Here is a 17203-nt window from a genome sequence, read left to right as displayed (position 1 = left end):
TTCACTGTCCCCCGGCAGGGGCCCCGTCGAGGGCCACGACGCGCTTCGCCTCCTCGATCGCGGACCGGAACCCGGCGTCCGGGTCGCGCCACAGCCGCTGCGTGGCGATGGCGTGCGCGCGCACGTCCGCGTCGGGATGCTGCGTCGCGGTGCCGAGGGCGGGCAGCATCGCCTCCCCGAGCCCGATCAGCGCCCGGCTCAGACTCAGCCGCGTCTCGTGCCCGCCGCGCCCCAGCTGCGCCGCCAGCCGCGCCGCCAGCGCGCGCTCCTCGCCCTCGGGCACGAGCACGACCGCCGCCCGCCAGGCGGCGCGGGCCACCTCGTCCTCGGCGTCGGCGAGCAGCGCCGGCGTGATCGCCGGCCACGCCCGCCGGTCCCCGATCTTGGACAGGGTGTGCAACGCCTGGCTCCGCGCCTGCGCGCGCTCCGAGCGGACCTCCCCGAGCAGCACGGGGACCGTGTCCGACGCCGCGTGGCGGGTGAGGGCCCACGTCAGCATGTCGCGGACGAAGAACTCGGGCTCCACCGCGCAGCGCTCGACGAGCGTGCCGACGAACGCCGGGTCGGGGGCCGAGCCGACCGCGAGCGCGGCCCGCAACCGGACCGACGGGTCGCCGTTCTCCAGCTCAAGGAGCGCACGCGGCGCGTTCTTTCTCGACGGGGTCATCGTGACCACCTCCTCGCCCCCAGGGAAGACCTTGCCACGATGTCAAGGTCAAGCGGCCCGCCCGCGCGGGCGCGGGTCAGCTCTCCCGGACGACGCCCTCGACGCCGTCGCCGAGTTCGAGGAACACGCCGGGGCGCAGCGCGGCCGTGCGGCCGGGCGGCACCTCCAGTTCCTGGCCGTCGGCCCGCCGCAGCCGCCACAGCCCCGCCGAGCGGTTGGTCAGCCCCAGCCGGCCGGGCGCCGTCGGGTGCGCCGTCACCTCGCCGACCACGGCGGTGAAGTCGTGCCGCTCCGGGTCCTCGGCCATGTGGTGCGCGTACAGCTCCGCGCCCCGGTTCAGCCGCACGTCGCGGCGCGTGCGGCGGCTGCCCTTGCCCGCGGCCAGTTCGAGCCGCAGCGGCAGCCCCACGGGGCGGCGGCACTTCCAGCATTCGGGCGCGCCGCCGCCGGGCTCGGCCATGTTCTGCTTGCCGCAGTTCCCGCACGGCACGATCGCGTCCCGCACGGCGCTGAGCGCGTCCCGCCACTCCGACTCGCGCACGCGCCGCGACGGCGCGTTCAGACCCTCGGTGAACGTCCGCACGAACAGGTCGCGCAGCACCGGCGGCAGCACGCCCCACGTCGCGATGACGGTGTCCTGCTCGCCCGGCACGGGGCGGTTCGCCGTGCGGTGCGGGTCGTACACGAACAGCGGCTCGGTGCCGTACAGCTTCCGCTGCGCCTTCTCGTCCATGCAGTGGATGCGCAGCTCAAGCGCGCCGTCGAACGGGTGGTGGTTCATCAGCAGGTAGAACAGCAGCACCGCGAGCGAGTGCAGGTCGCTCTGGATGCCGGGCACCGCGCCCGGGTCGCGCCGCACCAGTTCGGGCGCCATGAAGTTCATCGTGCCCGCGATGCCGGCCGACTCGCCCTCGACCACCGCGTTGTCGTTGTCGCACACCAGGACGTCGCCGTTGACCGGGTCGAAGAACACGTTGCCCCAGCTGATGTCGCGGTACGCGATGCCCTGCGCGTGCAGGCTGAGGTACGCCTCGACCGTGTTCAGCGCCGTGGTGATCAGCGAACGCGGGGTCGCGGCGGACACCGCGGGGTCCCGGCGCAGCAGCGCCGGCAGGTCGTGGAACCGGGACGGGCGCAGGTCCATCACGTAGCCGAAGCTCGCCAGGGACTGCTGCGCGACGATGGCACGCGGCCACAGGAAGCGGTCGTCGCCCCAGGAGCGGTCCACCAGCGTCTCCAGGATGCGCCACCGCTGGGCGTCGGCGAGCTGCGGGAAGTACCACTTGAGCGCCTGCGGCCCGGCCGGGCCCTCCACCTCGTAGACCTCCCCCTGCCCGCCCGAGCCGATGAGGCCGCGCACGGTGACCTCCTCGCCGCGCTCCGTCGTCAGCCGGGTGCCCGCCTCCAGCATCCCGTTGGTCGTCCTCGTGCCGCTCATGCCCCGTTCCCCTCGTCACTGCGGTCGTGTTCGTGCCCCGTCGCCCGGCCGGGCACGGGGATGGCCCCCACCAGGGTGGTGTCGTCGCCCGAGTGCGCCGCCGCGTGGCCGAGCCAGTCGGCCAGCTGGTCCTGCACCCGGTCGGTGCCCTCCGCCGCGGCGCGGTCGCGCACGCCGCGCGCGAAGGACAGGAACCCGTCGCGGTCCGCGAAGCTTTTCGACAGCCCGTCCGTGGACAGCAGCACGGCGGGCGGCGGCCCGCCGCCGGTCAGAGGCTGCCAGTGCACGCGCACGCGCGGCCACGCCTCCGGCTGGCACAGCGACTCGGTCTCGTCGCCGAGGTCCTGGCCCGCGTACAGCGGAGCGTGCGGCGGGCCGTCCTCCCACACCAGCGTGACGTCGCCGTCCCCGAGCTGCCAGCAGACCAGCAGCTCAGGGGTGAGGACCGCGCCGAGCACGGTGCTGCCGTAGACGTCGAACGCGGGCGGCTGCCCGCCGCGCCCGTGGGCCGGCGAGCTGGCCTCGTGCCGGGCGACGCGCTGCCGCCAGCCGTGGACCAGGCGGCGCGGCAGGTCGCGCGCCAGTTCGCGCAGCACCGGCAGGCCAGCGGGCGCGCCGGCGGCCTGCTGTCCCCGGCCCCCGGCCGCGTCGCCGTGGGCGCGGGCGAGGAAGTGGCGGGCGCAGACGGCGAACTCCTCGGTGGCCCACCGCGACCCGAGGTCGCTGCGGAAGTGGCGCGCGGCCCCGTGGCCGTCGGCGACGGCGAGCACCACCGCGCCGCCCGGCCCGTGGAACGCCGCGTGGCTGTCCTGGCCGTGCGCCTTGCCGTGGCCCGTCACGCCCTGCGCGAGCAGCCGGAAGCCTCCGGGTCCCGCGGTCACCAGACGTCGTCGTCGCCACCGGCCGGGCCGGTGGTGACGGTGGGCGCGCGGTCCAGGGGCTTGGCCAGCTGGTGGTCGCCGCCGACGGTGGGCGTGGAGGCGGTGGCGACGGCGACCGTGGAGGCCCACCTGATGGCGGCGACGAGCTGCTTGGGGTTGTTCACGCGCAGCGGCTCCTGCTCCGGATTGGCCAGGAACTCCTTGAGCATCGCCCGGTCCGAGTCCTCGCCGATGCCGATGGCGACGCGGACGGCGCGTTTGCCCCACGGGGTGGCGTCCACCGCGCGCAGGCCCGAGCGCCAGTCGTCGGTGGGCAGCCCGTCGGAGACCAGCGCGAGCACCGGGCGCAGGGCGCGGCCCGGCATGGGCGGCGTCTTCAGCACCTCGGAGACCATGCGCAGCGCGGCACCGAGGTCGGTCGTGCTGTGCGTGTGGACGTCGTCCCAGGTGAAGTCGTGCACGGGGGTGGGCTCGGCCAGGTGCCACGCGGCGCCGGCGCTGAACGTGAGGGCGCGCACGAGGAGTTCGGCGCCGGGGTTGTCGTCCGCGGCCTTCCGCATCTCGGGGATGGCCTCGCGGATGGCGTAGTTCAGCTGCGTGATCTTGCCGTTGATCCCCATCGAGCCCGAGCAGTCGAGCAGCCAGATGAAGTGGAGGGGACGGCTGGCCATGGGGCCACCGGGAATGTCGCTCACGGGATACCTCTCCGAAAAGGCGGTCAGATCCGGTCGGTTGGCGGAACGTGCGGCGCGGGGTCGGGCGGAGGCGGCGCGTGCCGCGCGCTCCCCGGGTCCGCGGCCTCCCCGGGCCAGGGGGGCAGGGTGGCGCCGGTCTCCCACCGGCGCAGCCGCCGGCGGGCCCACTCCCGCGCCTCCCTGGACAGCAGGGAGTCGCCGCGGGTCAGCTCGCCGCGCAGGTGCCGTTCCGCCTCCGCGGCGAGCGCGCGGCCCGGCTCCAGCTCGCGGCCCAGGGCGAACAGCCGGGCCGCGGCGCGGGAGGCGGAGGTGAACGGCAGCTCGTGCTCGTACCGCAGCAGCTCCACGGCGAGTTCGCAGCGGGCGGTGGTGACGGGCCCGCCGCGGGTGAGCCAGTTGAGCAGGCGGAGGTGGACGCGGGCGCCGACGAGCAGGTCGGGCGGGCAGGTCCTGGCGAGTTCGAGCGCGCCGGGCAGGTCGGGGTCGGCCCTGCCCCACACCAGCTCGTACAGCACCGCGAGGCTGGTCGCGTCGAACTCGTCGTCGGCCAGCCGGGCGCGCAGCATGCGGAACAGGCCGACGCCGTGCAGCCGGTGCGGGCCGCCGCGCAGGATGGGCGCGGCGCGCCTGAGCCGTTCCAGCGCGTCGGGCGGGGGCGGTTGCTGGGGCGGTGGCGGTGGGTCGGCCGGGGGCTGCTGGGGTGACGGCGGTGGCTCGGGCGAGGGCGGCTGAGGCGGCGGCTCGTCCCGGGGCGGTTCGGCCGGGGTCGGCCGGGGTGACGGCGGCGGCGCGGGTGCGGGCGGCGGTGGCGGCGCCGCTCCCGGGGCGCCGGGCAGCCCGGCCAGCCAGTCCGTGACCGCCCTGGCCGTGCGCGGGTCCACGTGCGGGTCCACGGCGCGCGGCCCGCCGGCGCCGTCGTGCACGCGGTAGCGGTGCCGCAGCGCCGCGAAGCCCTCGCGGCCCGGGCCCGCGTCCGGATGGACGCCGACGATCTGCTGCGGCGCGTCGAACGGGCGGTCGGTGCCGGTGGTGAACGTCAGCGCCCTGGCCTGCGCCGGGTCGCCGGTGCGGCGGCCGAGGAACCACGAGGCCAGCGCGACCCATCGGGCCACGGCGGCCTGGGTCTCCTCGACGACGAGGAGTTGCCGGCCGGCGGGGGAGGCGAACAGCGCCGAGACGTCGCAGAGGAACGGCACCACCCGCTCGTGCTGCGCGCCGGCGAAGGCCGCCAGCTCCTCGGGGGTGAGGTCGGTGCCGGGCTCGGCCGGCTCCCACCCGGGGCGGTCCCACGACGGGGAGCCCCACAGGTCGGCCGGCAGCAGGTCGCCCAGGTCGCGGGCCGGGCCGTGCGGCAGGTACAGGACGTCGACGGTGCCGTCCGCGCGCGTCCTGCACAGCACCCCGCCGCCGCCCGGCAGTCCCGCGTGGGCCAGGCTGCCGCCATCCGCCGCCGCCGGCGCGGCGGCGGCGACCAGCGGCGGGAGGCCGTCGGGCGGCGGGCCGTCCGGCGGAAGGGCGCCGGCCGCACCGCCGGGCCCGGCCGCGGCCGCGGTGACGCGGCCGGTGACCGGGTCGCGGCCCAGGGTGAAGCGCAGTCTGCGGATGGCGCCGCCGCCGTGCATCTGCCGTTCCCCCTCCGGAAGCCGCCCCGCCGGTCACGTCCTGTCATGGACCGGTCGGATGCCCGAGAGGACGGCCGGTGTCCCGCGATTGGTTGGAGGATATCCGGCCAATCGCGGGACCGGTCCCGAACGCTCAGATCTCCGGGCTCTGTTCGTCGGGGTGGCGGCGCAGCCTCACGACCGCGGCGATCAGGCCGCCCCACACGACGGCCATGGTGACGATCATCATGACGATGGCTGAGGCGGACATCAGCGGCTCCCCTGCGTGGTGCGGTCCTGCGGCGGTCGCGGTTCGTCCGGCGCGACGGGAGTGCGCCGCCACCGCACCAGGGAGAGGACGACGCCCACGGCGAGCGCGCCCGCGGCGACGCCCCAGCCCGCCCACAGCAGGAACGAGGTGTCGTACCCGCCGTAGTTCTCCTCGAACTCGCCGGTGAGGCTGTCGATCATCATCCAGATGAGCACGACCGGCGTGATGAAGCCCAGGCAGATCCGCCACCAGACGCCGAGGCCGATGGCGGAGGTGGCGTCGGCGTTCTCCTGGAGCGCGGGCAGCCGGCGCAGCACCCAGCTGACGGTGATGACCGTCGCGAGCCCGGCCAGGACGATGCCGTACTGGTTGATGAAGTGGTCGGCGACATCGAGGAAGTGCAGCCCGCTGTCGCTGGAGAAGAGGATCGTGGAGACCACCGCGATGGCGCCCCCGACGACCAGCACGGCCGGGACGCGGCGCAGCCCTGTCCTGTCCTCGACGGCGGCGATGACCACCTGCACGATGCTGATGAGGGACGTGAGCCCGGCGAGCACGAGCGAGCCGAAGAACAGCACGCCGAAGAGCGCGCCCATCGGCATCTCGGAGATGATCTGCGGGAACGCGACGAAGGCGAGGCCGACGCCGCTGCTGGTCACGTCGCCCACGCCCACGCCCGCCTCGGCGGCCATGAACCCGAGCGTCGCGAACACGGCGACACCCGCCAGGATCTCGAAGGAGCTGTTGGCGAACCCGGCGACCAGCGCGGAGCCCGTGAGGTCGGACTTGCGGTGCAGGTACGAGGCGTACGTGATCATGATGCCGAAGCCGACCGACAGCGAGAAGAAGATCTGCCCGTAGGCCGCGACCCACACGCCGCCGTCGCCGAGCGCGCCCCAGTCCGGGGAGAACAGCGCGTCGAGGCCGAGGTCCGCGCCGTCGAGGGTCAGCGCCCGCACCACGAGCACCAGGAAGAACGCCACGAGCAGTGGGATGAAGATCTGGTTGGCCCGCTCGATGCCGCGCCTGATACCGAGGATCAGGATGGCCAGGACGACCAGCCACACGGCGATCAGCGGCCAGGCGACCCCGGGCACGAACGTCGAGATCTCGCCCGGGCTGTCGGAGACCTTCAGGAACTCGCCCATCAGGAAGCCCTCGGGGTCCTCGCCCCAGGACTGGTCGAACGAGAAGCCGACGTAACGCACCGCCCAGGCGAGGATCGCGGCGTAGTAGGTGGCGACCACGAAGCAGATCGCGACCTGCCACCAGCCGATGGCCTCGGCCGGGCGCGCCAGCAGGCGGGTGGCGCCCGGCGGCGACGACCGGTACTTGCGGCCGAGCGTGTATTCGAGAATGAGCAGGGGGATGCCTGCGGTGAGCAGGGCGAGCAGGTAGGGCAGCATGAAGGCGCCGCCGCCGTTCTCGTAGGTCACGGCGGGGAAGCGCCAGATGTTGCCGAGGCCGATGGCGGAGCCGATGGCGGCCATCAGGAAGCCGGCTCTGGTGCCCCATTGCTCCCGGCTGGGTTCCTGGGTCATGTCGAGCGTCCTTGAGTGTCCGGTGCGTCCGTATAACAACCCGCCGCACGCTACCAGCCGGTACCGACAGGCGCCCCGCCGTTCCACGACCGCTGTCCGGCGGGGTTCGGCGGCGTCCGGCGGTATTCGGCGCGTACGGGCCGCCCGCCGCCCGCGCCCGCCGCGCGGCCCTGTCGGGACCTGGCGGTAGCATCCGTGCGTACGCGTTCGACGACGCCGCGAGGAGAGTGCCAGGCGATGGCGGGAGAGCCCGAGGCGGACTGCCTGTTCTGCAAGATCGTCACGGGCGAGGTGCCCGCCACGGTGGTCAGGGAGACGGAGACCACGGTCGCGTTCCAGGACATCAACCCCCAGGCGCCCTGCCACGTGCTGGTGATCCCCAGGGCCCACTACCCGGACGCCGCCGCGCTGGCCGCCGCGGAGCCGGCGATCGCGGCCGACGTGCTGCGCGAGGCCGGGCAGGTCGCGGCCGAACGGGGCGTGGACGGCACCGGCTACCGCGTGGTGTTCAACACCGGCACGGGCGCCGGCCAGACCGTCTTCCACGCGCACGCCCACGTGCTGGGCGGCCGTGGCCTGCAATGGCCCCCCGGCTGACCCGGTGTCCGCTCGCGAACTGGTCGTGCTCGGTACCGCGAGCCAGGTGCCGACCCGGCACCGCAACCACAACGGCTACGCGCTGCGCTGGGGCACCGAGACCGTCCTCTTCGACCCGGGCGAGGGCACCCAGCGCCAGATGACGCTCGCCGGGGTCACCGCCACCGCCCTGACCCGGATCTGCGTGACGCACTTCCACGGCGACCACTCCCTGGGCCTGGCCGGTGTGCTCCAGCGCGTCAGCCTCGACCAGGTGCCGCACCCGGTGGCCGTCCACTACCCGGGCAGCGGGCAGGAGTTCTTCGACCGGCTGCGGTACGCCACCGCGTACCACGACAGGGCGCGGGTCGAGCCCTGCCCCGTCTCCGGTCCCGGTGTCCTCGCGCACTCCGCCGAGTTCACCCTCACCGCGCACGAACTCTCGCACCCCATCGACTCGTTCGGCTACCGGCTGACCGAGCCCGACGACCGCCGCATGCTGCCCGAACGCCTCGCCGCGCACGGCATCCGGGGTCCTGACGTCGGGCGGCTGCGGCGCGAGGGGCGGCTGCGCGGCGTGGACCTCGCGGACGTGAGCGTGCCGCGGCCGGGCCAGTCGTTCGCGTTCATCATGGACACCCGGATGTGCGACGGCGTCCACGCGCTGGCCGAGGGCTGCGACATGGTCGTCATCGAGTCCACCTTCCTCGACCGGGACGCCGCGCTCGCCGACGACTACGGGCACCTCACGGCAGGCCAGGCGGGGCGCGCCGCCGCCGAGTGCGGGGTGCGGCACCTGGTGCTCACCCACTTCTCGCAGCGCTACGGCGACCCGGCCGAGTTCGCCCGCGAGGCCAGGGCCGCCGGGTTCACGGGCGAACTGACGGTCGCGGAGGACCTGATGCGCGTCCCCGTGCCGCCGCGCCGCGCCTGACCCCCGCCCGGGCCCCCGGCCGGCCTCAGGCGCCGACGCGGCCGTCGATCCGTTCGCGCAGCAGGTCGGCGTGGCCGTTGTGCCGCGCGTACTCCTCGATCATGTGCACGATGACCTCGCGGAGTTCGATCGGCTCACTGTCGAGCGTTCCGGTGACGCCCAGGTCGGGCGCCTCGGCCACGAACCGCTCCGCGAACGCGATCTCCTCGCGCCACACGGTGAACGCCTCCTCGACCACCGCCGGGTCCGCGACCGCGCCGGTGAAGTCCGCGTCCCTGTCCGCCGCGGTGCGGAACCGCCGCTCGGTGTCCTCGCCGGCCATCACCCGGCGGAACCAGCTGAGTTCGACGTCCGCCATGTGCCGCACCAGGCCGAGCAGCGACAGCGTGGACGGCTCGACCGAACGCCGGGCCAGCGCCTCGGCGTCCAGGCCCTCGCACTTCATCGCCAGCGTCAGCCGCTGGGCCGACAGGTAGCCGACGAGCGTGTCGCGCTCGCCCCTGTGGGTCTCCTGGGGGCGCGGATCGTCGTCGGGGTGGACGAACAGGTTCTGCCACCCGAACCGCCGCACGATGCGCGGCGGTTCGGGTGCGTCGGGCGAGTCGGGTGCGCCGGGATCGTTGGATGGCATGGCCAGAGCATCGCGCCCGGCGCCCGGCGCGCGCCAGGGATTATCCGCCCGCCCCCGGCCCGCCGTGCTCGTCGAGGATGCGCGCGGCGACGGCGGGGGAGTCCACCAGCGGGTGCAGCGCCAGGGCCCGCAGCGCGGCCCGGCGCGAGCCCGTGGCGCCCGCCTCGACCGTGGCCCGTTCCACCGCCTTGAGCTGGAGCATCAGCCCGAGTTCCGCGGGTCCTGGGGACAGGCAGGGCACAGGGCGCGCGCCCTGGGCGGTCACCTCGCACACCGTCTCGATGACGGCGTCGTCCGGCAGCGCGGGAACGGTCCCCCCGTTGCGGACGTTCAGCACCAGCCGGGAGCGCCGGTCGCTCGCGATGGCGGCCATCAGGTCGAGCGCGACCCGCTCGTAGCCCCCGCCGCTCAGATCGCGGCTGTCGCGCTGCCACCCGCCGGACGCCGCCCGCCCCTCCGCGCCGTACGTTTCCTCCCGTTCCAGCCGCGTGCGCTCCCACAACTCCGGCGCGCGGCCCGGATCGCGCGCCGCCTCCGCGAAGAACGCCTCCTGCTGCGCCGCGAGGAACTCGCCCCTGGTCAGGTCCGCCGCCCCGGCCGCGGCCCGCGTCTCCCTGCCGAAGTAGTAGTAGTGCAGGTACTCGTTGGGCAGCGCGCCAAGCGCCCGCAGCCACTCGCCGCCGAACAGCCGCCCCTCCTCGAACGTCGCGAGCGCCGCGTCGTCCGCGAGCAGTCCGGGCAGCAGGTCGCTGCCCTGGTGGGTCAGGGTGCGCAGCCAGCCGAGGTGGTTGAGGCCGAGGTAGTCGAAGCCCACCCGCTCCGGGTCGGCCCCCGCCGCGCGCGCCGCGCGGCGCACCAGGCCGACCGGCGAGTCGCAGATGCCGATGACCCGGTGCCCGAGCCGCGTGGCCATCGCCTCGGTGACCAGTCCTGCCGGGTTGGTGAAGTTGATCAGCCAGGCGTCCGGGGCCAGTTCGCGCACCCGGTCGGCGATGCCGAGCGCGACCGGCACCGTGCGCATCCCGTACAGCACGCCGCCCGCGCCCGTGGTCTCCTGGCCGAGCACGCCGTGCCGCAACGGCACCCGTTCGTCCCGCACCCGGCCCGCTGTGCCGCCCACCCGCACGGCGCAGAACACGAAGTCCGCGCCCCGCACCGCTTCGTCGAGCGAGGCGGCCACCCGCACCTCGGGCGCCCCCGGCACCCCGTCGGCCTGCCCTGCCAGCACCGAGGCGATGACGCCGGCCCGCACCCGGTCCGTGTCGTACAGCGTGACCCGCGTGCACGGATCGGGGGCCGACCGCGCCTCGTCCGTGAGCAGGGCCCGGTGGACCAGGGGAACTCGGAAGCCGCCACCGCCGATGATCGTGAGCCTCATGGTCCGGAACGTACCGTAGAGGCAACGGAGCACGCCGCCCGCCGGACCCCCCGGGCACCGCGGCGCGGGCCGGCGGGGACGGGCAGCGGCCCGCGGGGGGCTCGGGGCCGGCGGGAGCAAGCCGGCGAAGGCGGCACGGCGACGGTCGGCGCCGCCACGGCGGAGCACGGCGGCACAGCGCACGGCGGAACACTTCGGAACACGGTGGGAGACGGCGGGTGACTTCGGGAAATATGGCGGGAGCGACGGCCGGGAGACCGGCGCAGCAGGAGAAGCAGACGCGGCAGGCCGGGAGGGCGGCGCGGCGGCCAGGGCCCGACGAGGCGCGGCAGGCGACGGCGGAGGGCCGCGACCCGCTCGCCGGGGTCCGCGCCCCGGGGGACCCGCCCGTGGACGTGTACCTGACCGGGACCGTGTTCCTCGACATCATCTTCACCGGGCTGGATTCCGCACCGGTGCGCGGCACCGAGTCGTGGGCGCGCGGCATGGGTTCCAGCCCCGGCGGCGTGGCCAACATGGCCACCGCCCTGGCCCGCCTCGGGCTGCGCACCAGCCTGGCCGCCGCGTTCGGCGACGACATGTACGGCGAGTACTGCTGGGAGACGCTGGAACGCGGCGAGGGCATCGACCTGTCGCTGTCACGCACGGTGCCCGGCTGGCACTCGCCCGTCACGGTGTCCATGGCGTACGAGGGCGAACGCACGATGGTCTCCCACGGCCACGAGGCGCCCGCGCCCGAGGTGCTGCCGGGACCGCCGCGCGCCAGGTCCTGCGTCGCCTCGCTCAGTCCAGGACGCCCCCAGGCGTGGGTCGCCGAGGCGGCGCGGGCCGGCAGCCTCGTGTTCGCCGACACCGGCTGGGACGAGACCGGGGCCTGGGACCTGGCCGCGCTGCCCGACCTGGCGCACTGCGAGGCGTTCCTGCCCAACGCGGCCGAGGCCATGCGCTACACCCGCACCGGCTGCCCGCGGGCCGCCGCGCGGGCGCTCACGGGAACGGTGCCGCTCGCCGTCGTCACCATGGGCGCCGAGGGCGCCTACGCGGCCGACGGGCGCACCGGGGAGACCGCCGAGGTGCCCGCCATCCTGGTGGAGGCGCTCGACACCACGGGCGCGGGCGACGTGTTCATGGCCGGGTTCGTGACCGGCACGCTCGCGGGCTGGCCCCTGGCCGACCGGCTCGCGCTCGCCGGGCTGACCGCCGCGCTGTCCGTGCAGGAGTTCGGCGGCTCGCTGTCCGCGCCCGGCTGGGGCGAGGTCGCCGCGTGGTGGCAGCGCGTGCGCGAGGTGACCCCGGCCGACGGGCCGCTGGGGGCCGCGCTCGACCGGTACGCGTTCCTGTCCGGGCTGCTGCCGGGCGCCACCCGGCCGTGGCCCCTGCGCCGCGCGGTTCCCACGCTCGGCTTCCGCACCCGCCCCTGAGCCGTGCCGCCCGCCGCCCGCCCGGGGCGGCCGGGCGGCGGGCGGCGGCGATCGCGGTCGGTAATGCCCTACGGCTTCCTCCGCCTCCCGTCGTACCCTGGGATCCCAGGCACTCCAGCGCAGAGAGGGATGAGCTGGTCCGCAGCGGACCGCCCATGACACAGACACCCACACACCAGTCAGCGGCCCCCGCCTCCGAGGAGACCGCCCGGTTCACCGTTCCGGCCAAGCATCCGATGGTGACGGTGCTGGGTTCGGGAGACTCACTGCTCAGGGTGATCGAGCGAGCCTTTCCGGGGACCGACATCCACGTCCGGGGCAACGAGATCAGCGCGACGGGCGACGAGGCGGACGTCCGCCTCGTGCAGCGGCTGTTCGACGAGATGATGCTGGTCCTGCGGACCGGCCAGCCCCTGACGGAGGACGCCGTCGAACGGTCGATCGCGATGCTGCGCGGCACGGACGGCTCGGGCGGCGACGCCAGCCCGGCCCAGGTGCTGACGCAGAACATCCTGTCCAACCGCGGTCGCACCATCCGCCCCAAGACGCTCAACCAGAAGCGTTACGTGGACGCGATCGACCACCACACGATCGTCTTCGGTATCGGCCCGGCCGGTACGGGCAAGACCTACCTGGCCATGGCCAAGGCCGTGCAGGCCCTCCAGTCCAAGCAGGTCAACCGGATCATCCTCACCCGTCCCGCGGTCGAGGCCGGGGAGCGCCTCGGGTTCCTGCCCGGCACGCTCTACGAGAAGATCGACCCCTACCTGCGCCCCCTGTACGACGCGCTGCACGACATGCTCGACCCCGACTCCATCCCGAGGCTGCTGAGCGCGGGCACGATCGAGGTCGCCCCGCTGGCGTACATGCGCGGCCGGACGCTCAACGACGCGTTCATCATCCTCGACGAGGCGCAGAACACGAACCCCGAGCAGATGAAGATGTTCCTCACGCGCCTCGGGTTCGAGTCCAAGATCGTGATCACCGGCGACGTGACGCAGGTCGACCTGCCCGGCGGCACCAAGAGCGGGCTGCGGCAGGTGCAGGAGATCCTCGACGGCGTCGACGACGTCCACTTCTCCCGGCTCACCAGCCAGGACGTGGTCAGGCACAAGCTCGTCGGCCGCATCGTGGACGCCTACGACCGCTTCGACGACCGGAACGGAAAGTAGCCGCCCCGCACATGGCGATCGAGGTCAACAACGAATCCGGCGTGGAGATCGACGAGCGGTCCCTTCTGGACATCGCCCGTTACGCCCTCGGCCGGATGCGGATTCACCCGCTGTCCGAACTGTCGGTGATCGCGGTCGACGAGGCGGCGATGGAGCAGCTCCATCTCCAGTGGATGGAGCTGCCCGGGCCGACCGACGTCATGTCGTTCCCCATGGACGAACTGCGCCCGCCCACGCGCGCCGACGAGGAGCCGGTCCAGGGCCTCCTCGGCGACATCGTGCTGTGCCCCGGCGTGGCCAGGCGGCAGGGCGAGCAGGCGCCCACCCGGCACTCCATGGACACCGAACTCCAACTGCTCACCGTGCACGGCGTGCTGCACCTGCTCGGCTACGACCACGAGGAACCGGTGGAGAAGGCCGAGATGTTCGGGCTCCAGAAGGCCATCGTCGACGGCTGGCGCGCCGAGCGCGGCCTGACCGGGCCCTCGCCGGCCCCCACGACGACATGACCGCCACCCTGCTCATCGCCGTGGCCGGCCTGCTGGCCATGGCCTGGCTCACCTCGTGCGCCGAGGCCGGGCTCGCGGTGATCACCGGGTACCGGGCCGACGAGGCCGTCAGGTCGGGGCGGCGCGGGGCGGCCAGGCTCGCCACCGTGGCCGCCGACCCCGTCCGCTACCTCAACCTGGCGCTGCTGCTGCGCGTGGCCGCCGAGATGGGCGCGGCGGTGCTGGTCGCGTACGCGTGCTTGCAGGAGTTCGACGAGGTCTGGCAGGCCCTCGCGGTGGCGTTCGGCGCCATGGTGCTGGTCTCGTTCGTCGCGGCCGGGGTGTCCCCGCGGACCATCGGCCGCCAGCACCCGAGGGCCACCACCACCGCGGCGGCCTACGTGCTGGTGCCGCTGGCCCGCGTGCTCGGGCCGCTGCCCCAGGGCCTGATCATCCTCGGCAACGCGCTGACCCCGGGCAAGGGCTTCCGCAAGGGGCCGTTCGCCTCGGAGGCGGAGCTGCGGGCGATGGTCGACCTGGCCGAGCGCGAGTCGCTCATCGAGGACGAGGAACGCCGCATGGTGCACTCCGTCTTCGAACTGGGCGACACGCTCGTGCGCGAGGTGATGGTGCCGCGCACCGACCTGGTGTCCATCGACCGGCACAAGACGCTGCGGCAGGCGCTCAGCCTCGCGCTGCGCTCCGGCTTCTCGCGCATCCCGGTGACCGGCGAGAGCGACGACGACATCGTCGGCATCGTGTACCTCAAGGACCTGACCCGCTCGGTGCACGTCGACCGCACGGCGGAGGACGATCCGGTGGAGTCGCTGATGCGGCGCCCCACGTTCGTCCCCGACACCAAGAACGCCGGTGAACTGCTGCGGGAGATGCAGCGGGACCACATCCACGTGTCGGTCGTCATCGACGAGTACGGCGGCACGGCCGGCCTGGTGACCATCGAGGACATCCTGGAGGAGATCGTCGGGGAGATCACCGACGAGTACGACCGCGAACTGCCGCCCGTCGAGGAGCTGGGCGGCGGCGCCTACCGGGTCACCGCGCGCCTCGACCTGGGGGCGCTCGGCGAGCTGTACGGGCTGCGCCTGGACGACGAGGACGTGGAGACCGTCGGCGGCCTGCTCGCCAAGGCCCTGGGCCGCGTGCCCATCGCCGGCGCCCACGCGGTGGTCGACATCTCCGAGGAGCAGGGCCGCGGCCCGCTCGCCGAAGGCGTCGCGGGGCTGCGCCTGACCGCCGAGTCGCCGGCGGGCCGGCGCAACCGCATCGACCGCATCCGGGTCGAGCCGGTCGCCGCCGCGACCGCGGAGGCCGCGGACTGAACCCGGGCCCGGGGCCGGAGCGCGCGCCGCGCCCCGGCCCCCGGCCGCTCACTCCAATGGGCCCGCGACAGTGGCCGTACGGGCGTTCGGCTGGCGCCATGGAGGCATGTACGCGCACCTACGCACGGCCGTCGTCGCCGGGACGGCCGCCCTGAGTCTCGTCCTCGCGCCGGGCCGGCCCGCCGCGGCCGACGCCCTCGGCGAGAGCCAGCTGCGCGAAGCGCTGCTCGACGCCGTCGACTTCCCCGCGGGCTGGGCGGGCGACAGCGAACGGTCGGCGGCCGAGCGCGGCTTCGGCGTGCCGCGCCCCGCGGAGCCGGCCTGCGGCGAGCTGTTCGACAGCACCGCGGACCCCGCGGCCAGGGCCGGCTTCGCGCGCAGCCGCGGCGGCCCGTTCCTCACCACCGTCGCCGCGGCCCACGAGGGACCGGCCGCCGCGGGCCGCGCCCTGGCCGCCGTACGGCACGCGGTGGACGGCGCGTGCGCCACGTTCCGCGCCCAGGAACGCGCGGGCGAGAGCCTCGTCACCGTCTCCTACGAGGCGGCCGTGCTCGACGCGGGGCGCTTGGGCGACGAGAGCGTCGCGGTGCGCTACCAGCGGCGCCCGGCCGGCCAGGGCCAGGCGGCCACGCCGGTCGTCGCGGACCTGGTCGTCGCCCGCGTCGGCGCGCACACCGTGCGCGTGGCCCAGGCCGGGTACGAGGGCGACCGCGACGACGGCGCGATGGAGGCCATCGCGGAGCGCGCGGTGGCCAAGCTGCGCGACGTCGCGGAGGGCCGCACCCCGGCCCCGCCGCCGGACCAGCCGGGCACCACGGAACTGTGAGGTCCTGGCAGCGCATAAGCTCGGAGGCATGACTGACGCCGTCGATCCCGAGGACCGCAAGATCATCACGCTGGCGCGAAGTGCCCGCGCCCGCAACGGCGTCCCCGAGGGGGCCGCGGTGCGGGACGAGACGGGCCGCACCTACGTGGCCGCCACCGTCGCCCTCCCCTCGCTGCGGCTGAGCGCCCTGCGCACCGCCGTCGCGATGGCCGTGGCCAGCGGCGCCACGTCGCTCGAAGCCGCCGCCGTGGTCACCGAGGCCGACGCCCTGCCAGAGGACGACCTCGCCGCGGTGCGCGACCTGGGCGGCCCGGCCGTTCCCGTGCTGCTGGCCGGCCCCGACGGACGCCCGCGCGCCACGGCGACCGCCTCATGAGCACCCCGCAGCCGGAGCACCGCTCCGGATTCGCCTGCTTCGTCGGCCGCCCCAACGCGGGCAAGTCGACGCTGACCAACGCCCTCGTCGGCACCAAGGTCGCCATCACCTCCAACCGGCCGCAGACCACCCGCCACACCGTGCGCGGCATCGTGCACCGGCCCGACGCGCAGCTCGTCCTGGTGGACACCCCCGGGCTGCACAAGCCGCGGACCCTGCTGGGGCAGCGGCTGAACGACGTGGTGCGCACCACGTGGGCCGAGGTCGACGCGATCGGGTTCTGCCTGCCGGCGAACGAGAAGATCGGCCCGGGCGACCGCTTCATCGCCAAGGAGCTGGCCCAGATCCGCAAGACCCCCAAGGTCGCGATCGTCACCAAGACCGACCTCACGCCGGGGGACGCCCTCGCGGAGCAGCTCATCGCCGTCGACCAGCTGGGCAGGGAGAGCGGCATCGAGTGGGCGGAGATCGTCCCCGTCTCCGCCGTCTCGGGCCGCCAGGTCGACCTGCTCGCCGACCTGCTGGTGCCCCTGCTGCCCGAGGGGCCGCCGCTCTACCCGGAGGGCGACCTCACCGACGAGCCGGAGCAGGTCATGATCGCCGAGCTGATCAGGGAGGCCGCGCTCGAAGGAGTCCGCGACGAACTGCCGCACTCCATCGCGGTCGTGGTGGAGGAGATGCTGCCCCGCGAGGACCGGCCGGCCGACCGCCCGCTGCTCGACATCCACGCGTACCTGTACATCGAGCGCTCAAGCCAGAAGGGCATCGTCATCGGCCCCAAGGGGCAGCGGCTGAAGGACGTCGGCACCAAGTCGAGGCGGCAGATCGAGGCCCTGCTCGGCACGCCCGTGTTCCTCGACCTGCACGTCAAGGTCGCCAAGGACTGGCAGCGCGACCCCAAGCAGTTGCGCCGCCTCGGTTTCTGACGGCCCCGGCCGCCGGGCGCGTTCCCGCCGGGCCGGGGCGG

General features: G+C 74.6%; 18 protein-coding genes. 9 read left to right on the top strand and 9 right to left on the bottom strand.

All coding sequences use genetic code 11. The features are described 5' to 3' along the window. Position 1 precedes the first annotated feature (1 nt). The 7 genes from LC193_RS07650 to LC193_RS07620 form a co-directional block, all read right to left on the bottom strand. Positions 2-667 carry a HEAT repeat domain-containing protein gene (locus LC193_RS07650; RefSeq protein WP_226072794.1) on the bottom strand — a complete coding sequence of 222 codons (666 nt, stop codon included), beginning with the start codon at positions 665-667 and terminating at the stop codon, positions 2-4. A gap of 76 nt (positions 668-743) precedes the next feature. Next, positions 744-2105: a protein kinase domain-containing protein gene (locus LC193_RS07645; protein WP_226072792.1), complete on the bottom strand. Its 1362-nt coding sequence runs from the start codon at positions 2103-2105 to the stop codon at positions 744-746. Further along, entirely contained in the window at positions 2102-2986 is an 885-nt protein-coding gene (locus LC193_RS07640; protein ID WP_226072789.1) for a PP2C family serine/threonine-protein phosphatase, read from the bottom strand. The genes LC193_RS07645 and LC193_RS07640 overlap by 4 nt, the downstream gene beginning before the upstream one ends. Further along, positions 2983-3657: a vWA domain-containing protein gene (locus LC193_RS07635; RefSeq protein ID WP_226072787.1), complete on the bottom strand. Its 675-nt coding sequence runs from the start codon at positions 3655-3657 to the stop codon at positions 2983-2985. The genes LC193_RS07640 and LC193_RS07635 overlap by 4 nt, the downstream gene beginning before the upstream one ends. A gap of 47 nt (positions 3658-3704) precedes the next feature. Further along, positions 3705-5303, bottom strand: coding sequence for a GTPase-associated protein 1-related protein (locus LC193_RS07630; protein ID WP_264086259.1), 1599 nt, complete (start codon positions 5301-5303; stop codon positions 3705-3707). 133 nt (positions 5304-5436) lie between these two features. Beyond that, positions 5437-5553 carry a methionine/alanine import family NSS transporter small subunit gene (locus LC193_RS07625; RefSeq protein ID WP_226072783.1) on the bottom strand — a complete coding sequence of 39 codons (117 nt, stop codon included), beginning with the start codon at positions 5551-5553 and terminating at the stop codon, positions 5437-5439. Then, complete coding sequence (locus tag LC193_RS07620; protein WP_226072781.1) at positions 5553-7094, bottom strand: sodium-dependent transporter; 1542 nt, start codon at positions 7092-7094, stop codon at positions 5553-5555. Before LC193_RS07620 ends, LC193_RS07625 begins: the two co-directional genes overlap by 1 nt. 237 nt (positions 7095-7331) lie before the next feature. Here LC193_RS07620 and LC193_RS07615 point away from each other — a divergent pair, with 237 nt between their 5' ends. Both LC193_RS07615 and LC193_RS07610 read left to right on the top strand, forming a co-directional pair. Next, a complete protein-coding gene (locus tag LC193_RS07615; protein WP_086160705.1) occupies positions 7332-7691 on the top strand; it encodes a histidine triad nucleotide-binding protein in 360 nt (119 codons plus the stop codon). 4 nt (positions 7692-7695) lie between these two features. Further along, the gene (locus tag LC193_RS07610) at positions 7696-8604 is read left to right on the top strand and encodes a ribonuclease Z (protein WP_226072779.1); all 909 of its coding nucleotides are present in this window, start codon (positions 7696-7698) and stop codon (positions 8602-8604) included. A gap of 25 nt (positions 8605-8629) precedes the next feature. On the opposite strand, the gene LC193_RS07605 is transcribed toward LC193_RS07610, so the two are convergent. Next, complete coding sequence (locus LC193_RS07605) at positions 8630-9235, bottom strand: DinB family protein (protein ID WP_226072777.1); 606 nt, start codon at positions 9233-9235, stop codon at positions 8630-8632. Between the two features lie 40 nt (positions 9236-9275). Further along, a complete protein-coding gene (locus LC193_RS07600) occupies positions 9276-10613 on the bottom strand; it encodes a family 4 glycosyl hydrolase (protein ID WP_226072775.1) in 1338 nt (445 codons plus the stop codon). Between the two features lie 233 nt (positions 10614-10846). Between LC193_RS07600 and LC193_RS07595 the strand changes: the two genes are divergently transcribed. From LC193_RS07595 to era, 7 genes are all read left to right on the top strand, one after another. Continuing rightward, positions 10847-12034, top strand: a complete 1188-nt coding sequence (locus tag LC193_RS07595; RefSeq protein WP_226072773.1) for a PfkB family carbohydrate kinase — start codon at positions 10847-10849, stop codon at positions 12032-12034. A gap of 155 nt (positions 12035-12189) precedes the next feature. Next, on the top strand, positions 12190-13206 hold the full coding sequence (locus LC193_RS07590) for a PhoH family protein (protein WP_086160710.1): 1017 nt from the start codon (positions 12190-12192) through the stop codon (positions 13204-13206). A gap of 11 nt (positions 13207-13217) precedes the next feature. After that, the gene (gene ybeY / locus LC193_RS07585; RefSeq protein WP_086160711.1) at positions 13218-13715 is read left to right on the top strand and encodes an rRNA maturation RNase YbeY; all 498 of its coding nucleotides are present in this window, start codon (positions 13218-13220) and stop codon (positions 13713-13715) included. Beyond that, the gene (locus tag LC193_RS07580) at positions 13712-15034 is read left to right on the top strand and encodes a hemolysin family protein (RefSeq protein ID WP_226072771.1); all 1323 of its coding nucleotides are present in this window, start codon (positions 13712-13714) and stop codon (positions 15032-15034) included. Before ybeY ends, LC193_RS07580 begins: the two co-directional genes overlap by 4 nt. A 106-nt stretch (positions 15035-15140) precedes the next feature. Continuing rightward, positions 15141-15860 (top strand): hypothetical protein, encoded by a 720-nt coding sequence (locus LC193_RS07575; protein ID WP_226072769.1) that lies wholly within the window; start codon positions 15141-15143, stop codon positions 15858-15860. Between the two features lie 28 nt (positions 15861-15888). Then, a complete protein-coding gene (locus LC193_RS07570; protein ID WP_226072767.1) occupies positions 15889-16236 on the top strand; it encodes a cytidine deaminase in 348 nt (115 codons plus the stop codon). Beyond that, positions 16233-17162 (top strand): GTPase Era, encoded by a 930-nt coding sequence (gene era / locus LC193_RS07565; RefSeq protein ID WP_226072765.1) that lies wholly within the window; start codon positions 16233-16235, stop codon positions 17160-17162. Before LC193_RS07570 ends, era begins: the two co-directional genes overlap by 4 nt. Positions 17163-17203: the final 41 nt, after the last annotated feature.

The organism is Streptomyces marincola (assembly GCF_020410765.1).
Classification (GTDB): Bacteria; Actinomycetota; Actinomycetes; order Streptomycetales; family Streptomycetaceae; genus Streptomyces; species Streptomyces marincola.
This window is presented reverse-complemented; position numbering and strand designations above follow the sequence as displayed.